Origin of the sequence: Shewanella sp. 10N.286.51.B2, from assembly GCF_041469265.1 — a bacterium.
Classification (GTDB): Bacteria; Pseudomonadota; Gammaproteobacteria; order Enterobacterales; family Shewanellaceae; genus Shewanella.
In genome coordinates this window covers 58,921-81,108 of record NZ_JBFRKH010000038.1, presented here as the reverse complement: position 1 = coordinate 81,108, position 22,188 = coordinate 58,921, and the positions used below count along the sequence as shown (strand labels likewise).

The window sequence follows — 22,188 nt, the reverse complement described above, 5'->3', positions numbered from 1 at the left end:
TCAAGTGTAAAAATTGCTGCTACAAAAAAGCCAAGAGTAAACTCTTGGCTTTTCTTTACGCTCTGTGACTAGAGAGTATTTTTTACAAGCTCAGGCACAAACTCAGGCTTATTTACCTTCAGGTAAGGTCACATTTAGTTCTAATACAGATAGGTTTTCATCATTTTGTTCTAATTGAACCGATACCTGATCTTCAGAGATATGTACATATTTTCTAATGACTTCAAGGATCTCTTGTTTCATTTTCGGAAAATAATCTGGCGCGTCACGTTCACCACGTTGGTGCGCAACAATAATTTGTAAACGCTCTTTAGCTGTGACCGCTGTGTTGGTTTTTTTGTTACTTTTAAAGTAGTCGAGTATAGACATAGTTAGCTACCAAATATCCTTTTTAGGAATCCTTTTTTCTCTTCTGTCAGAAATCTAAATGGTACTTCTTCACCAAGTAAACGTTGTACAGTATCAGCATAAGCAAGACCTGCATCACTTTCGTCATCGATAATTACTGGCACACCAGAGTTTGAAGCTTTTAGCACTGCTTGTGACTCAGGAATGACCCCAAGTAATTTAATTGCCAAAATCTCATTCACATCTTCAACACTGAGCATTTCACCTGTTTTAACTCTAGCAGGAGAATAACGTGTTAGTAATAGAAACTCTTGAATAGGTTCTAAATTTTGTTCAGCTCGACGTGAACGGCTTTGCAACATTCCCAAAATACGGTCAGAATCTCGTACTGAACTGACTTCTGGGTTGGTGGTAACAATAGCAATATCAGCAAAATACAATGCCATCATTGCGCCTTGCTCGATTCCTGCCGGTGAGTCACAAACAATATAATCGAAATCTTTGCTTAGCTCTTCTAATACACCGCCAACGCCTTCTTTAGTCAGGGCATCTTTATCACGTGTTTGTGACGCGGGTAAAATAAACAGTTTGTCACAACGCTTATCTTTGATTAATGCTTGATTAAGATTGGCTTCACCATTGATAACATTGACAAAGTCGTAAACGACTCGTCGCTCACAACCCATAATTAAATCGAGGTTTCGTAAACCGATATCAAAATCAATGACGACTGTTTTCTTTCCTTTCAAGGCTAAGCCAGTCGCTATTGCTGCGCTTGAGGTTGTTTTACCAACACCGCCTTTTCCTGATGTGACAACAATAATCTGTGCCATGTTGTTATATATCCTTTTAAGTTGCCACTTACTGTGGCAATGATTCAACCATGAGTGTTTCGCCATTTAAGCGAATGCAGCCGCGTTGGTCACTGCAGTTTTGTTGCAAATGCTCAGCTAACCAATACTGCCCAGCAATAGAAACGAGTTCGGGGTCTAATGCATTGGCAATAATAATACTATTAACATCGCCAGACGCCCCGGCCATTGCTTTGCCACGTAATGCACCGTATATATGAATGCTACCATCTGCAATGACTTCTGCGCCATTGCCAACCGCACCAAAAATGACTAAATCAGCATTTTTTGCGTAAATTTGTTGTCCTGAACGGATATTTTGCTTAACTATTTTGGTTTCTTTTAATGGCGCAGGCATACTTTTAGCTTGTTTGCCTGATTTAACCACTGCAAGGCCTAATAGTTTGGCTTGGCTACTAATGCTTTCATTTGCTGATGTTACACCCACTATAATGAGTTGGTTATCAGTAAGAAGTTGTTTTAATGCGGCTAAATTAATGTTTTCTTGCTCAATTGCACTTAAATTTAAGATTAACGGTGCACCAATAAAAAACTGTGGCGCTTGGGATAATTTACTTTCTAAGTCAGCTGCAATAGCGTTGAAATCATGGGTGTTGATATGGAGTACTGAAAGCGTGAAAGAGGTAGCTTTTAACTCGAGACTTTGTGTGGCCATCCAGGCTTTACTCTCCAAAAAATGTCAGTCTAAGAACTGAATTACAATTAATTTAATCATTGTCCATGTTATAGTGTGCGTTGTTTACTATCAAGCAAGAAACAGAGGAATTTAACCCCAAGATGATTTGTACTGTATATAAAAGTAGTCGAAAAGTTGATACCTATTTATTTGTCGAGAAGCGTGACAATTTCGATGCCGTTCCTGAGGCTTTAATGAAAATGTTTGGCGTCCCCAAACTGGTGATGATGGTGCCTTTATTAAAAAGAACTGAACTTGCCATGGCCGACATTGAAAAAGTAAAAGCTGAGCTTGCTGACAAAGGCTACTATTTACAAATACCGCCCCCTGTTGTTAATTTACTGGCAGAGCATCGTAGAAGTTTAGGTTTAAATGACTAGCGATATTTTTTAAAATAGTTATAGTTTGTTTATGATATAATTATATATTTTACTATTCCGGTGCCTGCTAAAACGTGTTAACGTTTAGTTAATAAAAATAAGAATAGCAATGCTGAGTTAATTTAGGACAATTTATGATTTGGAAGATCATTTCATCTGTAATAGTTTATTTATTGGCTGTGAATTTGGTTTTTGCGCAGCAAGATATTAGTTTTGATGATTATTTAGACTCACTTAAAGATAAAGCTATCGCTGCGGGTATTTCCTCAAACACGATCGATGAACATTTCTCAAAAATCAAAGTGTTTAAAAGAGCCACAGTAAAGGGCTCTGAAACCAGTTTGAATCTAGAAAGTTACATACCTAAAAATGTACCTGAAATAACCGTCGTTACCGCAAGAGCTATGCTCAAAGAGCAACAAGACGCTATCGTTGCTATTGGCGATCGTTATGGTGTTCAGCCACGTTTTTTAGTTGCGCTATGGGGATTAACCTCAGAGTTTGGTGAGCAACAAGGTAATTTTCCGATTTTATCTGTCACCGCATCCAATGCTTATTCTGGCAATCGTGAGCAATTTTACATTGATGAATTTATTGCTGCTTTACGCATCATTGAATCTAATGATGTTCAATACGAGCAATTAATCGGTTCATCAACTGGCGCTATGGGCCACCTACAATTAATGCCGTCACAGTACTTAGCTTTTTCGCAAGATGGTAATGGCGATGGCAATAAAGATATTTGGAATAATCAGTACGATGCCTTTGCAACTGCAGCATCAATGCTGCAGGCATCCGGTTGGCGTAATGATGAAACCTGGGGGCGTCAAGTTAGCTCAATTGAAGCATTAGCCGTGGAAGATACCGGTATAGACAATGCTAAAACGTTTAATGAATGGCAAGCGCTTGGTGTACGTCGCTATAACGGTAATGATTTGCCCAAGCGTGATGATATGCAAGTTGCTTTGTTAATGCCTGACGGTGAAAAAGGTCGCCAATATCTGGTGTATAATAATTTCAAACTGCTTCAAAAATGGTCTAACAGCGAACATTTTTTATTAACTGTGACTTACCTTTCTGAACGAATCAAAAATCCGCCAATCAATTAGTGGTACAATAGCGGCAATGTTATTTTATTACTATTGAACTATGTCTTTTTGGAATGAAAAAAAACTCGAAGAAATGAGTATCGTGCAGTGGGAATCACTGTGCGATGGTTGTGGAAAATGCTGCTTAAACAAATTAATCGATGATGAAACAGAAGAGTTGTATTACACCAATGCAGCTTGTCATTTGTTAGATGATGAATCTGGCGGTTGTCGACGTTATCCTGAACGCTTCAAATATGTTCCAGCCTGTACGGCCATTAATGCAGATAATGTAGCTGAATTAACATGGCTACCAGATTCTTGTGCTTATAAGCGTTTATACCAAGGCAAAACGCTTCCCAGCTGGCATCCTTTACTGACAGGTTCTAAAGAGGCCATGCATGAAGCTGGCATATCGGTGAAGGGTAAAACCATTAATGAAACCAAAGTACGTGAGCTAGAAGACTATATCGTACTTTGGCCATTAAAAGACGTTGAATAGTCATTTTTTATTTAGCTGGTTTTACTGCAGGAATGATCATTACTGCCAGTACGACTAAATAAACGATAAAAGTGACAACCATCCATTGCGCCATGCTTACTGATAAGAATGTCCAAGGCGAGTCACTGCACATGCCAGTAGGGGAAAACACTGCTGGGAGCCATTTATCCAGTGGCATCCATGTTGGAAATTCAGGGAAAAATGAGCAGGTGGAGAAAGGCGATGGGTCGACCTGTAGTTTATTAAGTTCAAGTGATAACTTTAATCCCCAGGCAGCACTGACTCCCCAAGCTCCGATAGCTATTATTCTGGTTAACCAGAATTTTGGTGCTATCAGCCCCACCATAGCGGCAATAATTAATCCTAAAACCGCCACTCTGACATAAATGCACATGACACATGGGGCTAAATTCATCACGTATTGGAAAAATAGCGCAGCAGCCTCTAGGCCAATTGCTGACATAAGTAATATTAACCAAGCGCTACGTGAACGAGTGAAACTCTGTAAACGATTCAAATCAAACTCCTTTCGATCTTATATTTATTATTAGTATGAAAACTCAACGGGATATAAAAAAGCACCCTCATTAGAGGGTGCTTAATTGATAATGTTAAAATTATTAAACATTAATGCCCGCTTGCAGCGCCAATAACGTCTTTCGCAGTATGATGAATAATGATGTGACTATCATAAAAATACTGGGTCATATCGGTTAAGAAGCCAGATTCAATAGTAACAACACCGACAATTGACAGTACAATCGTATAAGGCAGTGCCATCCAAACCATACGGCCATAGGACAGTCTTACTAATGGTGCTAAAGCAGAGGTCAGTAAGAATAAGAATGCAGCTTGACCGTTAGGGGTCGCAACAGAAGGCAGGTTAGTACCTGTGTTAATCGCCACAGCTAATAAATCAAATTGGTCACGGGTGATTTGGCCACTGATTAATGCTGCTTTTACTTCATTAATATAGACAGTACCCACAAACACGTTATCGCTCACCATCGACAATAAGCCATTAGCAATATAGAACACCACTAACTGGGCGTTACCTTCAAAGCTTAGTGCCCATTGAATAACAGGGGCGAATAAATGTTGATCAATAATCACACCAACCACGGCAAAAAATACCGCAAGTAAGGCTGTGAAAGGTAAGGCCTCTTCAAATGCTTTACCAATCGCATGTTCATCTGTCACGCCATTAAATGCCGTGGTTAAGATGATAACGGATAAACCAATCAAACCAACAGAGGCTAAATGGAAGGCTAAACCTACGACCAACCAAATACCTACAAGAGCCTGAACAACCAGTTTCATCTTATCGGCAGTGGTTCTGTTTGCATCTTCATAGGCAGCATAATCGCTTAAAATTTTATGAACCGCATCTGGCAGTTGTGCGCCATAGCCAAACCATTTAAATTTTTCAACAATGAAGCAAGTGGCTACACCCGCGATTAATACTGGCATGGTAACAGGTGACATACGAATAAAGAATTCACCAAATTGCCAATGAGCTTGGGCTGCAATGATTAAGTTTTGTGGTTCACCGACCATAGTACAAACACCGCCAAGAGCAGTACCTACACCAGAGTGCATTAGTAAGTTTCTTAAGAAACCACGAAAAGCCTCTAACTCTTCATCGCATAACTGTTCACGATCTTCTTTAGTGTGGTCATGATCTGAACTAAAGTCTTTACCTGATGCCACCTTGTGATAAATCGAGTAGAAACCAACGGCTACAGCGATGATAACCGCGATAACTGTTAGGGCATCTAAAAAGGCCGACAGAAAAGCAGAAGCGGTACAAAACATCAATGAAACAACAATTTTTGAACGTACTTTAGTGATCATTTTAGTGAATACAAAAAGTAGCAATTGCTTCATGAAGTAAATACCAGCAACCATGAAGATTAATAATAATAATACTTCTAGGTTAGCTTCTATTTCATGTAGAACTTGTGTGGGGGAGGTCATGCCTATAATTACAGCTTGTATGGCGAGTAAGCCGCCAGGCTGTAATGGATAGCATTTTAGTGCCATTGCAAGGGTAAAAATAAATTCTACTACCAGTACCCAACCTGCGATGAATGGGCTGACATAGAAAAATAATAATGGATTTATAACGAGGAACAACAATATTGCATATTTATACCATCTTGGTGAATTACCCAAGAAGTTATGAAAAAATGCATTACCAGCAGTTGACGGCATAATAGCCTCTCCAGTTGTGATTTTGTGATAGTGAAATTTACTGGAAGGAATTTCGTGACAAATAGAGCGACGTATTTACAGCTGACTTTGAATAAGACGAATTACATTGTTTCTAAACTATCTTGCTCAGTAAACAATTTTTCGTCATAGCCTTTTTTATCAGTCATTTAAACGCATTATATTTGTTAGTTTCAAAATTCGTTAGCTGTATCGCTAACTTACATCCTTTTGTTTGACGCGGTATTTTAGCGCAAACTTCATTGATTGTAATCCAAGAAAATCTATCATTCGACAAATAGCCAACGAATATAACTGCTACGTCACAAACTTATCTGCGATTGGTGAAAAAGTAACCGGTAACAAGGTTAGATCTAGGCTTTAACTGCTATGTATGGTGTGTATTTATATTTCCTCTGGTATGATCTGTCTATTGGTTAACCACGGGATGTTAAAGTTGACAATTATCAATGCAAAGGGTCCTGCAAGTTTTGCAGAAAAATGGATTGTACGTTCCATCTGGGAAAATAAGTTTCCACCGGGGTCGATATTACCCGCAGAGCGTGAACTATCAGAATTAATTGGCGTAACAAGAACAACATTAAGAGAAGTGTTACAACGATTAGCGCGTGATGGTTGGCTCAAAATTCAACATGGCAAACCAACCCAAGTGAATAATTTTTGGGAAACCTCTGGCTTAAATATTTTAGAAACTATTGCTGATTTAAACCCTGAGGGATTCCCGTTATTGGTTGATCAGCTGCTTTCAGCGCGAGCCAATGTGAGTATTATTTATTTTCGCGGCGCCATTAGAAATAACCCAGAAAAAGCTCAAGCGGTATTAGCAAAAATTCATCAGTTAGAAGACACTGCTGAAGCTTATGCTGATTATGATTATGAATTACATCATGCGTTAGCGTTTTCTTCAGGAAACCCGCTCTATGTTCTTATTCTTAATGGTTTCAAGGGATTGTATAGCAGAGTAGGTCGCTATTATTTCTCGAGTGAAGAGGCGCGAGCGATCTCACTAGATTTTTACAAAAAGCTTGAAGTTTTAGCCATTGAGCACAAATACAATGACGTTAATGGGTTGATGAAATCAAATGGCATTAACAGCGGCGTTATGTGGCAAAAGTTGCGTGATGATATGCCTGCAGAGATTGCTATCAGTAATAAATAATAGCTAATTAATACAGTAAAAAACCAACCGCGAGGTTGGTTTTTTTATGGCTTAAGTTTAATGGAACTCAATAGCAGTGATTACATGGTAGTCATCTTAGTTTCTGCTTTAGCTGGGGGGCATTGCGACAACTTAGTTACATTACCAGACTCTTCAAGTTGCTCAATGCTGACATCAAAGCCCCATAAACGGTGTAAATGCTTTAGCACTTCTTCGTGGCTGTGGCTCAGTGGAATACGTTTATTGGGGATGTAGCGTAATGTTAATGATCGATCACCATTAACTTTTACTTGTTGCACTTGGATATTTGGCTCTAGATTTGACAAGTTATATTGCTGTGATAATTTTTCTCTGATTAAGTGGTAACCACTATCATCATGAATAGCTGAAATAGATAAACGGTTACAACTATCATCATCTAACACACTAAAGAGCTTAAAATCTCGCATAACTTTTGGCGACAGGTATTGGCTTATAAAGCTTTCGTCTTTAAAGTTTTCCATTGCAAATGTAACCGTTGTTAACCAGTCGCTTCCGGCTATCTCAGGAAACCAACGTTTGTCTTCTTCAGTAGGGTGCTCACATATACGCCTGATATCAACAAACATGTTAAAGCCCAAAGCATAGGGGTTTATGCCACTATAATGTGGGCTATTGTAAGCTGGCTGAGCGACCACAGCAGTATGACTTTGTAGAAACTCCAACATAAATCTATCTGTCACAGTGCCTTGATCAAACATATGATTCAAAATGGTGTAATGCCAAAAAGTGGCCCAACCTTCGTTCATTACTTGGGTTTGTTTTTGCGGATAAAAATATTGCGCCATTTTCCGCACAATTCGAACGATTTCACGTTGCCAAGGTTCAAGTAATGGGGCGTTCTTTTCGATAAAATATAAGATATTTTCCTGTGGTTCTTCAGGAAATTTAATTTCATTTTCCGCTTTTATGTTATCAGGGTTAACTGGTACGGTTCGCCACAGGTCGTTAACCTGACTCTGTAAGTAACTCTCACGGTCTTTTTGGCGCATTTTTTCTTCTTTAAACGATATTTCAGCAGGGCGTTTATAACGGTCAACACCATAATTCATTAATGCGTGACAAGAGTCGAGGGTTAGCTCAACTTGCTCAACACCGTAAGTTAATTCGCATTCTCGGATGTAGTTTTTAGCAAACACCAAGTAATCAATAATCGAGCTAGCATCGGTCCATGTTTTAAATAAGTAATTATTTTTAAAGAAACTATTATGGCCAAAACAGGCGTGAGCCATCACAAGGGCTTGCATGGTAATGGTATTTTCTTCCATTAGATAAGCAATACACGGATCGGAATTAATCACAATTTCGTAGGCTAATCCCATTTGACCCCGACGGTAACCTTGCTCCGTTTCAATAAAACGTTTGCCAAATGACCAATGGGTGTAACCAATAGGCATACCGATACCTGCATAGGCATCCATCATTTGTTCTGCGGTGATCACTTCAATTTGATTGGGATAACTTTCTAATTTGTAAAAAGCCGCTACTTTTTCAATTTCTGCCATGTAGGTTTCGAGTAGGTCAAAGGTCCAATCAGGGCCATCATCTAAAGGCTGTTTACCATGGGCTTTAGGCTGTGATTTTTCGGCAATATTGGCTGATTGTGCCGTGTTTTGTAGCTCTTCAATGCCAGCACTTTTGTCGTCAGTAGTCGGTTTTGTCATTGTGACTCCTTAGCTAGGCTGCTTTTTGAATAATTCACGGAACACTGGATAAATATCGTCTACTTCTTTGATGTGTTGTACGGCGATATTGCCAAATTGTGCTTGTAAGGTTTCATATTCACGCCAAAGCGTTTGATGCGCTCTACGGGTTATTTCGATGTAACTAAAATAGCGAGATACCGGTAATATTTTCTCAGCAAGGAGTTGCCTACAAGCTGGTGAGTCATCAGCCCAATTATCGCCATCAGAGGCTTGTGCGGCATAAATATTCCACTCATCAGCAGGGTAACGTTTTTGCTGAATTTCATGCATTAAATTTAAGGCACTAGAAACAATGGTACCGCCTGTTTCTTGTGAGTAGAAAAATTCATGTTCGTCTACTTCTTTTGCTTGGGTGTGATGCCGGATGTAGACCACTTCAAGATTTTTATAGGTCTGGGTTAAAAATAAATACAGTAAAATATAAAATCGTTTTGCCATATCTTTGGTGGCTTGATCCATTGAACCTGAAACATCCATTAGGCAAAACATGACTGCTTGGCTAGATGGTTTTTCACGTTTGGAAAAATTATTAAAACGTAAATCGAAACTGTCTATAAAAGGCACGCTATCGATACGCTTTTTAAGATCTTCAATTTGCTGTTTTAAATCCATGATCAACTCAGCTTGGGTGCCGGGGGTATTTTCAAGCTCGTGAAGCTGCTTAATAAGCTCGGCGAGTAATTTCTTTTTACCTGCAGTCATGGCAATGCGTCTAGCCAATGAAGATCGCAGTGAGCGGACAATATTGATATTGGCTGGTACGCCGACATTAGTGTAACCAGCGCGGTATGTTTCAAACTCAACCATTTGCTTGGCGTTAGTTTGCTGTAAATCCGGTAACGCCAAATCTTCAAATAACAGCTCTAAATATTCATCATTTGAGATTTCAAACAAGAATTCATCTTTACCTTCGCCGCTATTAGAGGCTTCACCTTCGCCACTACCTTGTCCGGCTGCGCCGCCTTTGGGGCGCTCAATTTGATCACCTTTATTAAACTGATCGTTACCTGGGTGGACACGCTCTCTCACACCGCCTTGTCCTTGATGAAATGTCGGTTCGCTGATGTCACGTGTTGGGATACTGATTTTCTCGCCTTTATCGATATCAGTAACACTTCTTCTGGTTACGGCTTCACTGACTGATTTTTTGATTTGCTTTTTGTAGCGTTCAATAAAACGTTGCCTGTTGACGGTACTTTTACCTTTTGCATTGAGGCGTCTATCAATAAAATTTGCCATACACAACTCCTAATGGACTTTGCCCTTAACGGTTTTTAGCGCATAAAGGTAAGGGCAAAGTTAGCAATACTTATGACGATTTACGTACCCTCAAGTACCACTCTGAAAGTAATCTGACTTGTTTTTGGGTATAGCCTTTTTCCATCATGCGATTGATAAAGTCATCGTGTTTACGTTGATCATCTGCTGAGGTTTTCGCGTTAAAAGAAATAACCGGTAATAAATCTTCGGTATTGGAGAACATTTTTTTCTCAATCACCACTCTGAGCTTTTCGTAACTGGTCCACAGTGGATTATTACCGTCATTATTGGCTCTAGCACGTAATACAAAGTTGACGATCTCATTACGAAAATCCTTAGGGTTACTGATACCAGCTGGTTTTTCGATTTTTTCTAATTCAGCATTTAGCGCTGAGCGGTCAAATAATTGGCCAGTTTCTGGATCTCTAAACTCCTGATCTTGAATCCAAAAGTCTGCATAAGTGACGTATCTATCAAAGATGTTCTGACCATATTCTGAATAAGACTCTAAGTATGCGGTTTGGATTTCTTTACCGATAAATTCAACATACTTAGGAATGAGATAACCTTTTAAAAACTCGAGGTACTTTTCACTTAACTCTGCAGGGAATTGTTCCTGTTCGATTTGCTTTTCAAGTACATAAAATAGATGTACTGGGTTTGCAGCAATTTCAGTATCGTCAAAGTTAAACACTCTAGATAATATCTTGAATGCAAAACGAGTTGATAACCCCTGCATTCCTTCATCGACACCGGCATAATCACGATACTCTTGGTACGACTTGGCTTTAGGGTCAGTATCTTTTAACGTTTCACCATTGTAGACGCGCATTTTTGAGTAAATAGAGGAGTTCTCAGGTACTTTTAAGCGTGACAGAATACTGAACTGAGCTAAAGTTTCTAGGGTGCCAGGGGCACAAGGCGCTTTGGATAGTTCTGAGTTTGACAGTAATTTTTGATAAATTTCCATCTCTTCAGAGACCCGTAAACAGTAGGGCACTTTTACGATGTAAACTCGGTCTAAAAATGCCTCATTGTTTTTATTATTTCTAAAAGTGGTCCACTCAGACTCATTGGAGTGAGCTAAAATCATACCGTTATATGGCAAGGCAGATAAGCCCTCTGTACCGTTGTAATTACCTTCTTGTGTGGCTGTAAGCAGTGGATGCAACACCTTAATTGGAGCCTTAAACATTTCCACAAACTCCATCACCCCTTGGTTCGCACGGCATAATGCGCCCGAGTAGGCATAAGCGTCAGCGTCATCTTGTGAAAAATGCTCTAACTGACGAATATCAACTTTACCCACCAATGCTGAAATATCTTGGTTATTCTCATCACCGGGTTCGGTTTTAGCGATAGCGGTTTGATCTAAGATCGAAGGGTAAACCTTAACTACTTTAAATTTAGTAATGTCCCCACCAAATTCATGTAAACGTTTTACTGCCCATGGTGACATGATGGTTTTAATATAACGTGGTGGAATCGCATACTCGTTAGTTAGCAGCTCAGCATCTTCATCGGGATCAAATAAGCATAAAGGGTGATCGTTAACGGGGCTGCGAACGCCATTGGCACTTAAGATGTAAATAGGCACCTTTTGCATTAAGGCTTTGAGTTTTTCTGCTAATGATGATTTACCACCACCTACTGGTCCTAACAGATAGAGGATTTGTTTTGATTCCTCTAGACCTTGGGCAGAATGTTTAAGGTAAGAGACAATTTGTTCAATGGACTCTTCCATGCCATAAAAATCAGTAAAGCTTGGATAGTAAGAAATTAATCTATTTGAAAAAATTCTACTGAGTTTAGGATCTTTTGAAGTATCGATGGTTTTAGATTCACCGATGGCCATTAACATCCGTTCGGCCGCCGACACATAAGCACTTCTGTCTTCCTTACAGATTTCAAGAAACTGCTGCAGTGAGTATTCTTCGTCTAGTTTTTGCTCATAACGTTGTTGGTAATGTTCGAATATGCCCATAAGAAACCCCTTTAAACTAAGGTGAAAGTACTTGAGTGACAGCGCATTTATGGTGTTAAGCCGATTTTAATTTAAACAAAATAGTAGTGCTTTTTAATGGCCGTTAGATAAAGTCTAGGTCAGGGATTTGAGATTAGCGAATAGGGAATTGTAAAAAATTCTAATAAAAACAAAGATAAAACGTTGCAAATGCAACTGTTGCAAATGTAGTTGGTCGGTTTGAGCAGTAACGATAAAACAGAAACACTAAACATGAACCAATAAAAAAGGAGCTAATTAGCTCCTTTTATTCATCTCATTGTAAACTTGTTAGCATTTAGCCAGCGAAGTTTGCGTTAACGAATTCCCAGTTAACTAATTCCCAGAAAGCAGCTAGGTAGTTAGGGCGAACGTTACGGTAATCGATGTAATAAGCGTGTTCCCAAACATCAACAGTCATCAATGGTGTTACTGACTCGTCAGTTAAAGGAGTCGCAGCATTGCTTGTGTTAACAATAGCCACAGAACCGTCAGCATTTTTAACTAACCAAGTCCAAGCACTACCAAAGTTGTTTACTGCAGAATCAGTAAATTTCGCTTTGAATTCTTCAAATGAGCCGAAAGCTGCATTAATTGCTTCAGCGATAGCACCCGTTGGAGCACCGCCAGCATTAGGCGCTAGACAGTTCCAGTAAAAAGTGTGGTTCCAAATCTGAGCTGCATTGTTGAATACGCCACCAGTTGAAGTTTTTACAACTTCTTCTAAGGTTTTGTTTTCAAATTCAGTACCTGCAACAAGACCATTAAGCTTAACAACATAAGTGTTGTGATGCTTACCGTAATGGAATTCGATAGTTTCTTCAGAAATATGTGGTACAAGTGCGTTCTTAGCATATGGTAATGCTGGTAATTCGAAAGCCATTAGTATCTCTCCATGGACTTAGGTTATCGTTTTATATACCTTTTGGTATGACATGCTCACCCTGACATTGTACTTAAAATTTTTGTGATGTGAATCATTGTTTGATGAAATATGTCGATACAGTCAATCGAAAAAATCATTTTCTAACAAAACCCTACAAACTGTGGGATTTTGTTATGATGAAAGCTGGCGTACAATAGCCTTAGATTATTAAGTAGCACTTAGGAATAAAAATGGAAACAGTAGACAAAATTAAGCAGCAAATTAGTGAAAACCCTATCATTGTTTATATGAAAGGCTCTCCAAAATTACCAAGCTGTGGTTTTTCATCTCAAGTCGCGCAAGTGATGATCAACTGTGGTGAGCAGTTTGCTTTCGTAGACATTTTACAGCATCCAGATATCCGTGCTGAATTACCAAAATTCGCTAATTGGCCGACATTCCCACAGTTGTGGATTGAAGGTGAGCTTATCGGTGGTTGCGATATCATCACTGAGATGTACCAAAAAGGTGAGTTACAGCCAATGATCACCGCAACAGCTGATAAGTTCCGCACTGAAGAAGACGCTGAATAAGTCATTTTTTGTTGCGCCTGTAAGCGTTAGCTTCGAATTTTTCAAAGCTTAAACGCAAAATAGATGAACTTTTAAAGTAAAAACCCTTAATTTGCTTAAATTAAGGGTTTTTTGTTGCCTATAATTTGTTGCCTACAATAGTAATATGGAATTAAAACTTAATCGGCTTGAGGCTCTTTTGGCATAGGTAAGACTAAATTCATTACAATCGCCACTAAGCCACATAGGCTAATGCCTGTCAGGCTAAACTCACCAATACCAAAAGCCATTCCCCCAATACCGAACACTAAAGTCACCCCAACAATGCTGAGATTACGTGGCTCATTTAAATCTACCTGATTTCTAATTAAGGTATTTAAGCCAACTGCGGCGATGGAGCCAAATAATAAACACATAATGCCGCCCATAACGGGTAACGGAATTGTTTGCATCAATGCGCCTAATTTACCAATAAACGCTAACGTGATCGCCGTGATAGCAGTCCAAGTCATTATTCGCGGGTCAAAGTTTTTTGTCAGTGTTACTGCGCCAGTGACTTCACTGTAGGTAGTGTTTGGTGGTCCGCCTAGTGCTGAGGCCGCAATGGTGGCCACGCCATCACCCGTTAACGTACGGTGTAGCCCAGGCTTTTTAAAGTAATCCTTACCTGTCACATTTGAAATCGCTAATAAGTCGCCAATATGCTCAACGGCTGGCGCTATGGCTACGGGGATCATAAACAGTATCGCTTGCCAGTGAAATTCAGGGGCAACAAATTTGGGAACAGAAAGCCAACTTGCCTGCGCAACTGGACTAAAATCAACAATACCGAACGCCAAGCTAAAGCCGTAACCCACCAAAATACCGGCAAGGATCGGCATTAGCTTAAGCACACCTTTGGCAAAAACGGCAATTAACACAGTGGTCGCTAATGACATTAGCGCGATAAATAGTGCAATTTCTTGTTCAACAATAACGCTACTACCGTCACCTGTTTTACCCAGCGCCATGTTAACGGCCATAGGCGCAAGGCCCAAACCGATAATGATAATGACAGGCCCAACAACAACCGGAGGTAAAAGCTTATGAATAAAGCCACTCCCTTTGACCTTGACCATCAAACCTAACAGCACATAAACGAAACCTGCCACCATGAGTCCACCCATTGTGGCGGGAATGCCCCATGTTTGTACCCCATACATAATTGGCGCTATAAACGCGAATGATGAGGCTAAAAAAATAGGCACTTGGCGCTTAGTGATGATTTGAAATAACAATGTGCCAAATCCGGCAGTGAATAGGGCGACACTTGTATCAAGCCCACTTAACAATGGCATTAATACTAAGGCACCAAATGCAACAAACAGCATTTGTGCGCCCTGTAAGGGTATGAACAAGCGTTTCATATAAATCCTATGTTTATTATAAATGAGAGTTTCGAATTTAAGATAAGTGAAATTGCTAATAATGTCTGTATTTTAGATCATCTTTAACAGCCTTTTGCTGCAAATTACAGCACTGTAATGTAATTTTAGAAGTAAAATTAATATGCTACACTTCGAACACTTTTCTTAGATTGCGTTTACTTTGCCATGTTAAAACTTTTAATTCAGTTCATTGTTATTGGTTGTGTGTTTGCCCTAAACAGCTTTGCTGTTATTGCTGCTGAAATCGCTTTACTCGATGAAGCTGATGTTGTGGTAACTTCTCGAGCCACAAATGAACGACAAGTTGCCTTAAAACAAGCGCTATCCACTGTATTTATAAAGAATTCGGGCTTAACTTCAGTGCTTGAACACCCATTGATTAAAAGTCATATTAACAAGCCTGAATCCTTACTGACTCAATACGGCTACAGCCAAGTGGATGATGAGTTAGTGTTAAAGGCAAACTTTGATCATAAACGTATTATTTCGGTCCTTCGTGAAGCAGAATTACCAGTGTGGGGCCGCCAACGCCCATCAACTTTGTTATGGATGTCTATCGAAAATGCTGGCGATAGAGCTATTTTAGCGGATGCAGCTGAATCTGATATTAGAACGCAAATCGATTTAGATGCCAATAATAAAGGCATTCCAATCCTGTTACCTGTGATGGATTTAGACGATGTGATGCAAGTTAATGTCTCTGATGTACGAGGCATGTTTGCCGATGTGGTTGCCAATGCATCAAAACGCTACCAAGCGGACTATTTTGCCATGGCCGATATTGATCAAGTGGGCGGTTTTGTGCGCTTTAATGTAGCTTTATTTGATAAAGGCAATGCTAGCGGTGTTATGCAGCCTTTAATTAACCACCAAGCAGAAGTCGCGGATTACGAGCAAGCAACAGATGAAATCTTATCAAGGTTAGCGGGATATTTTGTTAGCCAATATGCCTTCGCTGACTCAGGAAACAGCGCCCAAACTAAGTTAACCTTAGTAGGGGTTCAAACTATGGCGCAATTAGTTGACATTGAAGCTTACTTAACCCAATTAAGTGCGATTAAGTCGGTGAGTTTAAGCCAGTTTAAAGCTGATACCGTTACTTACAACTTATCGTTATTTGGTGATGCCAGCGATTTAGAAAAATTACTGAGTATTAATAAAAGACTGACGCAAATTGATACTGTTAACACAGTGGTTCCACCCAATTTAAACGCTGGGCAAGAAAACAGTATCAATAATGTTGATCCTAATCTAGATTCTGAAACAACAGTGTCATTAATCTATCAATGGCATTAGATTGAGTGTGTTATACTAACTGTCGCTTGTATTAATTATTAGAGAATTTTTGAGTGACCCAAAACTCACCAAAACAATTATCGTTACCAGTTTATTTACCTGATGATGAAACATTTCAGAGTTATTACCCTGCAGTAGGTAACGATGAGTTAATCCAAAAGCTACAGGCTGCCGCTGAAGGCAGCCTTGCTTCTAGTTTGTATTTATATGGTCCGGTAAAGTCTGGCCGTACTCACTTAATGCACGCAGCTTGTGCGCACGCGAACGATTTAGAGCGCCGTACTTTATATATCCCACTTGGCATTCATGCCAGTATTTCTCCTGAGCTATTTGAAGGTATTGAGTCGTTACAACTAATTTGTATCGATGATATTGATGCCATTGCAGGACACCCAATATGGGAAGAGGCGCTGTTCCATTTATACAATCGTATTGAAGAGCAGCAAGATTGTCGCTTGATTGTAAGTGGCACCTCATCACCAACTGAAGCTGGTTTTGCATTACCTGATTTAATTTCACGGATGCAGTGGGGCTTGATATATCAATTACAACCCATGGCAGACGAAGAAAAGTTAGTGGCATTACAGCGGCGTGCAGCGATGCGTGGTTTGCAGCTTTCTGATGAGGTGGGGCGCTTTCTGTTAACTCGCATGGCTCGAGACTTACGTACCTTATTCGATGTGCTTGATAAGCTAGATAAAGCTTCTATGGTACATCAACGTAAATTGACGATTCCTTTCATTAAAGAAATGCTGCGATTGTAAGTGACAATTTTTTATAATTGAGTTTTACGCTTTTATGAAAGCTTACAATCTAAAATAAAAAACCACCGATTAAGGTGGTTTTTTATTGGTAGTCACAAAAAATTGGTTAATTTCTGATTTGGTTAACGCGAGGGTATAGGCATATCTCTGTGCTCACGACCCACTTGTATTGCAGGCCTATTATCTGATGTCACAGCGTTAGCGTCTGAACTGATGTTTGACATTGTGCTGGCTCTAGACATGTTTCTTGACAGGCTGGGTGATATATCGACATTATCAAACCAATCTTGGCCGGCAATCATGTTTATTGGCGCAGGTAAGCCATTTAATAACGATTCACCATCTACTTCAGGCATCATTTGATTAATAACAAATGCAGCTCGGGTTGAGAGTTCGTCTGCGCCAATGCGGCCTCGCTGCCCCCAATCTACGATTAAGTTATCGGTATCTGTGACTGCCACATCCCTTTGAATTTGATAACGATGACTCATAAAGGCTTCTTCAAACAACATTGCGGCGTCTTCACGAGTCGACGAGTAGTTATAAAAATCATTAGCATAATCGGTCAAAAAGAAGCTAGTGACATCACTAGGTACATAGGCTTTTTGAGTTGCGTCAGCGGTTTCACCTAAAAAGCTGACGGCGGCTAAACCATACATTTCAGCGCTGGTTAATGGCTCAATATTCTGCAATTGATCAGATACCAGTGAATTGCTATTTGCTCTACGATAGAAGTCATCAATTAAAGTCGGGCCTTGTAACTGGCTATGGGTCGAACGCGGGAAAAAGTCATTAGCGTGAGCTAATTCGTGATACATCAAACTGGCTAAGCGCGGTGTAAGATCTGCAATAGTGCGCGATTGACGGATTGCCCGATCATAACTAATAGATACATAGTCATTATTTTTCACATAACGCCACGGCATAATAAATTTTAAATCGTTACCAAAGTCACTACGATAATCAGGTGCTTCATTGATGGTGTCTCTTTCCGTCGGGCTTAACCATAAATACTCAGGGTCGAGGTAAATAGCGCCCGTAGCCCACCAGTAAAATGATGGTCTAATATCATAGCTAATGACAACTGCGCTTACTGATTGTAATAACTTGATAAAATCACTGTTAGGATCCGATTGAGTTAAAAATTGCTCAAAGTTTCGGCCCATCCAGTCATGGGAAACAACCACTCTATCCATGACATCTGCAATGGTTTCTGAGTCTAGTTGTTGGCCAATTAACGGTAAGTCATTTAGCTGGCAAGTTTGGTTTAATTGATTAGAGTAAACACACCGCTGCGCGTTAATTGCATAAGGTGATGCACTGTTATAAGCATAGGTTTTAGCGATGGGGCTATCAAAGTAGGGCGAGGTGATGGCGTTTTGTTTCGTCACTAATACAAAGACTTCATCGGTTAAGGTTTCACCGGCAAAGTCTGCGGTCACTTTAAGGCCAACAAAGGTATCTTCTGCAATATTATCTGGTGCGGTAAATAGTGGCCTTTCTGCATTGGTTAAATCAAGGCTAATTTGTTGGTCTGAAAAATAACACCATTGTATGTTAGATGGCACTTGGTTGTTGATCTGACCAAGGCGCAGGCTGACATCATTACCTGCAACAACTTGATGATCGCTATAGACATTTAACTGTTGCGACATTTGCGCAGCACTGATGGAAATTTTGTCGCTGTAAGAAATTTGGCCACTGGTTGCCTCGACAGTGAAGCTATAGTCTGCAGCTTCAGGAATATAAAATGCCAGCACTGGGCTGTTTTCTGAGCTGATATCTAATGCAGGTCCTGCAGTTTGTTGCCAGTTAAACTGGTAGTCGTTGCTGTTTTGGTTACTGACCCCAACAGTAATACTGGCGGATTGATTGACGTAATATTGCTGTTCAACATTAAAATTCAATTCTGTGCCATTATTAACGGTTGTTAAACCGGAGCTGGTTTCGCAGACATTGATGGGCAATGTGGTTTCAGGGTCTCCTGGCGAAGATGAGTCAGAGCTACCGCCACAGGCTGACAGAAAAGTCACTGAGGCGAGTATAGCTGTAATAGCCATGTTATTTTTCATACACAATCTCCGTTGCTTTTGCATTTTAATCTAAAAATGTTATCAAAAATCAATATAGCATGGAGTCTTGCTTGCAAAAAGAATGGTGAAACTATTTGTTAACCTTTTGCTTACCTTGCGGTTACGTGTTCACTTACTTTAGCGCTTGATTATGGTGAAATAATTGTCGGTTACTTTTACAACAAAAAAAGCGCCCAAAGGCGCTTAAATAATTTCGTTTATAAGTAGCAAGCTTATATTATTGGTCTTTGGACTTTTTCTTTAAACCTAAGCCTAGTTCTCTACCACGTAGGCGGGCATAAAAAGGAAAAGCGACTAACAGTGCGCTAATAAGTACAGATTCAATAAGCGCAAAATATAATGCATCTTCTGTGACATACAGCAGGGTTAGTCCATGTAAAAGGTATAAGCATAAAATGAAACTTGCCCAGGCATAAGTGTATGGCTTACCTGTTAATATCCCTTTAATGGGCAGTAACAAAGGGGCTATCCATAACAAATTAAAGGCTAATGAATATTCACCTGTCATGCCTTGCTGGATAAACCAGCCAGTAAGCAACATTAATAATGAGACATAGCCCACACGGCATAGTTGAAATAAGGTATGTGTTGTCATGGTTATTCTCACAAAATGGCTAACACATTTTCAGGTGGTCGACCTACTGCAGCTTTGCCGTTTGCAATAGCAATAGGGCGCTCAATTAATTTAGGGGTGTTAATCATGGCGTTGATTAATTGCTCATCGGTTAAATTAACATCCGCAAGGTTTTGTTCTTTGTATTCGGTTTCTTTAGTGCGCATTAGCTCTCTTGGACTGATTGCTAACATGGCTAAAATAGCGCTAATTTCGTCGCTAGAAGGAACGTTTTTTAAATATTCAACAATGTTTATTTGAACATTTTGTGCTTCTAGTAACGCAAGGGTTTGGCGGCTTTTTGAACAGCGAGGGTTATGATAAAGGGTAACAGTTGTCATTAGATTGCTTCTTTTTTATATTTTGGGGCATATTAACAAAAAATCTAAGCAATGGTTAGCTATCTGATAACTTAACTCACCATTGCTTAGCGGTAATTATTTGAGAGCGTCAAGCTCACGTTTAGCTTGTCTAAATTGGCGGATCCTCGCCTCAATTCTGGCAACTTGTAACGATTGGCCTTCTGAGTGGCGATAGGCATAGTTAAGTTGATCAATCGCGCCATCATAATTGGCCGCTAAGGCCATGACTTCAGCATTAGTATAATATTCAAGTGCCTTATTACCCATTTTGCGATAGGCCTGAGTTAAAATTTGATAAGGCAATATATTTTGCTTATCTAGAAATATAAGATCTTCTAATAGCGGAATGGCTTTTTCGGGTTGTTCAGCTTCCACATACACGTTGGCAAGGTTAGCTGAAATTACTTGCGACATAGGTTTAAGCTTATTGTGATGCAATAACATCTCAATGGCGCCGTCAAAATCTTTCTTTTGAACTAACAAATCAGTTTTAGTATCAATATAAAACAGATTGTTTGGCTTATTTGCTAACAAGTCATCGATAATATCTTCTGCTTCAGTAAAGCGTTTCGCTCTAAATAGAGCCAATGCTTTCCCATAAAGTGCAGCACTTTTAAAGCTATAGTTTTCTTTTTTTAGTTGCTGCTCAAACATAGATAATGCTGCTTGTTCACTGTAACTTGAAAAGCGCACTTGAATACGCGCTTTAGCAAGTTGGTAGTTTAACTGATCAGGGATATATCGATGAGGAAACTGGGTTGCGCGGTTACGGGCATCGGTAATACGTGACTCAGGTAATGGGTGAGTCAGTAGCATTTGCGGTGGCGTAGTAGTAAAGCGATAGCGTATAGCAAGCTTAGAGAAAAAATCGGCGGCGCCATTGGGGTCAAACCCCGCAGCTGCGAGCGTTTGCATGCCAATTCTATCAGCTTCTCTTTCATGTAAACGTGTGTAGTTAATGCGTGATTGTGTAGATAACGCTTGGGTTGTAGCTAACGCTGCCATACCTGCTTGTGGCGCAGCAATGGTTAATAAAATCGCCCCTAACATCCCCACAATAGTAGCAGTAGAACTTTTTTCTTGTGCTTCTAACGAACGGGCTAAGTGACGTTGCGTTACGTGAGTAATTTCATGGGCAAGTACAGAGGCTAATTCGCTTTCTGTGTCGGCATTAAGAAATAAGCCTGTATGTACGCCTACATGGCCCCCGAAAAAAGCAAAGGCGTTAATTTCATCATTTTTTAATAAGAAAAAGTAAAAGGGTGTTTTTACTCCAGTGGCGTGGGCAACCAGTTTATTGCCAAGTTCTGACATATATTGATTCAGCACAGGATCACTAACAATAGGTGCTGATGAACGAATGACCCGCATATAGGCATCGCCATATACCATTTCTTTTTCTAAACTAAAGGTATTGACTGCGGCAGTACCAAGATCGGGAAGATTGTTACTGGCAAAGCTTTTTGCCACACCAGCGGTTAGCATTAAGGCAACTGCAGTTGTTACAACACTTTTTGAGAATTGGGTAAACGATAATTTGCGCAAATGTAACCTTTATTATAATTATTTAAATAGGGTGGTAAGCAATTTAAGCTAAAGCGAATTACTTGTACTTTACTATCCTTGCTAGGATAATGGCTAGAGAATTTTTTAAGCAAATTTATAATGAAATTAATTGATTTAACTGCATATCAATGCCCGTATCCTTTGGTACAAATCAAGTTGGCATTGAAGAAGCTCAAGCTCGGTGAATCGCTATCTTTCAGTATCTCTGACTCTGGTTCACGTCGAGATGTTCCGCAGTTTTTAAAAAAAATGGGTTATCAGCTCAAAATAACTGATGAAAGCCCTAACTCTCTGTCTTTTATGGTTACGAAAGGTAACAATTTAACTGAATAATTAGGCTGACTTAAGATTAGTTAACTCTTAATA

At 39.7% G+C, this 22,188-nt stretch carries 22 protein-coding genes; 8 read left to right on the top strand and 14 right to left on the bottom strand.

What is annotated here, in order from left to right; all coding sequences use genetic code 11:
- Positions 1 to 108 precede the first annotated feature (108 nt).
- From minE to minC, 3 genes are read right to left on the bottom strand one after another with little or no spacing between them, the layout of a single operon-like run.
- Entirely contained in the window at positions 109 to 369 is a 261-nt protein-coding gene (minE, locus tag AB4140_RS10310) for a cell division topological specificity factor MinE (RefSeq protein WP_076537720.1), read from the bottom strand.
- 2 nt (positions 370 to 371) lie between these two features.
- Positions 372 to 1,181 carry a septum site-determining protein MinD gene (gene minD / locus AB4140_RS10305; protein WP_076537724.1) on the bottom strand — a complete coding sequence of 270 codons (810 nt, stop codon included), beginning with the start codon at positions 1,179 to 1,181 and terminating at the stop codon, positions 372 to 374.
- Between the two features lie 28 nt (positions 1,182 to 1,209).
- On the bottom strand, positions 1,210 to 1,875 hold the full coding sequence (minC, locus tag AB4140_RS10300) for a septum site-determining protein MinC (protein ID WP_076537727.1): 666 nt from the start codon (positions 1,873 to 1,875) through the stop codon (positions 1,210 to 1,212).
- A gap of 122 nt (positions 1,876 to 1,997) precedes the next feature.
- Between minC and AB4140_RS10295 the strand changes: the two genes are divergently transcribed.
- The 3 genes from AB4140_RS10295 (at position 1,998) to AB4140_RS10285 (ending at position 3,866) form a co-directional block, all read left to right on the top strand.
- Positions 1,998 to 2,276, top strand: a complete 279-nt coding sequence (locus AB4140_RS10295; protein ID WP_102437293.1) for a YcgL domain-containing protein — start codon at positions 1,998 to 2,000, stop codon at positions 2,274 to 2,276.
- Between the two features lie 134 nt (positions 2,277 to 2,410).
- Positions 2,411 to 3,385, top strand: a complete 975-nt coding sequence (locus AB4140_RS10290) for a lytic transglycosylase domain-containing protein (RefSeq protein ID WP_102437295.1) — start codon at positions 2,411 to 2,413, stop codon at positions 3,383 to 3,385.
- A gap of 40 nt (positions 3,386 to 3,425) precedes the next feature.
- The gene (locus AB4140_RS10285) at positions 3,426 to 3,866 is read left to right on the top strand and encodes a YcgN family cysteine cluster protein (RefSeq protein WP_303502664.1); all 441 of its coding nucleotides are present in this window, start codon (positions 3,426 to 3,428) and stop codon (positions 3,864 to 3,866) included.
- 7 nt (positions 3,867 to 3,873) lie between these two features.
- Here AB4140_RS10285 and dsbB read toward each other — a convergent pair whose 3' ends face one another.
- Positions 3,874 to 4,383, bottom strand: coding sequence for a disulfide bond formation protein DsbB (gene dsbB, locus AB4140_RS10280; protein ID WP_372000850.1), 510 nt, complete (start codon positions 4,381 to 4,383; stop codon positions 3,874 to 3,876).
- Positions 4,384 to 4,493: 110 nt separating this feature from the next.
- Positions 4,494 to 6,080, bottom strand: coding sequence for a sodium/proton antiporter NhaB (gene nhaB / locus AB4140_RS10275; protein ID WP_102437301.1), 1,587 nt, complete (start codon positions 6,078 to 6,080; stop codon positions 4,494 to 4,496).
- Between the two features lie 445 nt (positions 6,081 to 6,525).
- Here nhaB and fadR point away from each other — a divergent pair, with 445 nt between their 5' ends.
- Positions 6,526 to 7,257 carry a fatty acid metabolism transcriptional regulator FadR gene (fadR, locus tag AB4140_RS10270; protein WP_102437303.1) on the top strand — a complete coding sequence of 244 codons (732 nt, stop codon included), beginning with the start codon at positions 6,526 to 6,528 and terminating at the stop codon, positions 7,255 to 7,257.
- Between the two features lie 80 nt (positions 7,258 to 7,337).
- Here fadR and AB4140_RS10265 read toward each other — a convergent pair whose 3' ends face one another.
- The 4 genes from AB4140_RS10265 to sodB all read right to left on the bottom strand — a co-directional run bounded on the left by AB4140_RS10265 (position 7,338) and on the right by sodB (position 13,147).
- The gene (locus AB4140_RS10265) at positions 7,338 to 8,960 is read right to left on the bottom strand and encodes a SpoVR family protein (protein ID WP_102437305.1); all 1,623 of its coding nucleotides are present in this window, start codon (positions 8,958 to 8,960) and stop codon (positions 7,338 to 7,340) included.
- A gap of 9 nt (positions 8,961 to 8,969) precedes the next feature.
- A complete protein-coding gene (locus AB4140_RS10260) occupies positions 8,970 to 10,241 on the bottom strand; it encodes a YeaH/YhbH family protein (RefSeq protein ID WP_102437306.1) in 1,272 nt (423 codons plus the stop codon).
- Positions 10,242 to 10,311: 70 nt separating this feature from the next.
- On the bottom strand, positions 10,312 to 12,246 hold the full coding sequence (locus tag AB4140_RS10255) for a PrkA family serine protein kinase (protein WP_102437308.1): 1,935 nt from the start codon (positions 12,244 to 12,246) through the stop codon (positions 10,312 to 10,314).
- Between the two features lie 316 nt (positions 12,247 to 12,562).
- On the bottom strand, positions 12,563 to 13,147 hold the full coding sequence (gene sodB, locus AB4140_RS10250; protein WP_102437310.1) for a superoxide dismutase [Fe]: 585 nt from the start codon (positions 13,145 to 13,147) through the stop codon (positions 12,563 to 12,565).
- Positions 13,148 to 13,380: 233 nt separating this feature from the next.
- Between sodB and grxD the strand changes: the two genes are divergently transcribed.
- Positions 13,381 to 13,722, top strand: a complete 342-nt coding sequence (gene grxD / locus AB4140_RS10245; protein WP_076537750.1) for a Grx4 family monothiol glutaredoxin — start codon at positions 13,381 to 13,383, stop codon at positions 13,720 to 13,722.
- A gap of 158 nt (positions 13,723 to 13,880) precedes the next feature.
- Here the strand turns inward: grxD and AB4140_RS10240 are convergent, their stop codons facing one another.
- Complete coding sequence (locus tag AB4140_RS10240) at positions 13,881 to 15,107, bottom strand: uracil-xanthine permease family protein (RefSeq protein ID WP_102437312.1); 1,227 nt, start codon at positions 15,105 to 15,107, stop codon at positions 13,881 to 13,883.
- Positions 15,108 to 15,293: 186 nt separating this feature from the next.
- On the opposite strand from AB4140_RS10240, the gene AB4140_RS10235 reads away from it, so the two are divergent.
- The gene (locus AB4140_RS10235) at positions 15,294 to 16,424 is read left to right on the top strand and encodes a DUF2066 domain-containing protein (protein WP_102437314.1); all 1,131 of its coding nucleotides are present in this window, start codon (positions 15,294 to 15,296) and stop codon (positions 16,422 to 16,424) included.
- A 53-nt stretch (positions 16,425 to 16,477) separates the two neighbouring features.
- Complete coding sequence (gene hda, locus AB4140_RS10230; RefSeq protein ID WP_076537757.1) at positions 16,478 to 17,188, top strand: DnaA inactivator Hda; 711 nt, start codon at positions 16,478 to 16,480, stop codon at positions 17,186 to 17,188.
- Positions 17,189 to 17,310: 122 nt separating this feature from the next.
- On the opposite strand, the gene AB4140_RS10225 is transcribed toward hda, so the two are convergent.
- From AB4140_RS10225 to AB4140_RS10210, 4 genes are all read right to left on the bottom strand, one after another.
- Positions 17,311 to 19,260, bottom strand: a complete 1,950-nt coding sequence (locus tag AB4140_RS10225) for a hypothetical protein (protein WP_372000846.1) — start codon at positions 19,258 to 19,260, stop codon at positions 17,311 to 17,313.
- A gap of 238 nt (positions 19,261 to 19,498) precedes the next feature.
- Positions 19,499 to 19,876 (bottom strand): DUF2069 domain-containing protein, encoded by a 378-nt coding sequence (locus tag AB4140_RS10220; RefSeq protein ID WP_102437317.1) that lies wholly within the window; start codon positions 19,874 to 19,876, stop codon positions 19,499 to 19,501.
- Positions 19,877 to 19,884: 8 nt separating this feature from the next.
- Positions 19,885 to 20,235: an arsenate reductase (glutaredoxin) gene (gene arsC, locus AB4140_RS10215; protein WP_102520231.1), complete on the bottom strand. Its 351-nt coding sequence runs from the start codon at positions 20,233 to 20,235 to the stop codon at positions 19,885 to 19,887.
- Positions 20,236 to 20,331: 96 nt separating this feature from the next.
- Entirely contained in the window at positions 20,332 to 21,801 is a 1,470-nt protein-coding gene (locus tag AB4140_RS10210) for a M48 family metalloprotease (RefSeq protein ID WP_372000844.1), read from the bottom strand.
- Between the two features lie 120 nt (positions 21,802 to 21,921).
- On the opposite strand from AB4140_RS10210, the gene AB4140_RS10205 reads away from it, so the two are divergent.
- Positions 21,922 to 22,155, top strand: a complete 234-nt coding sequence (locus AB4140_RS10205; protein WP_102437321.1) for a sulfurtransferase TusA family protein — start codon at positions 21,922 to 21,924, stop codon at positions 22,153 to 22,155.
- Positions 22,156 to 22,188: the final 33 nt, after the last annotated feature.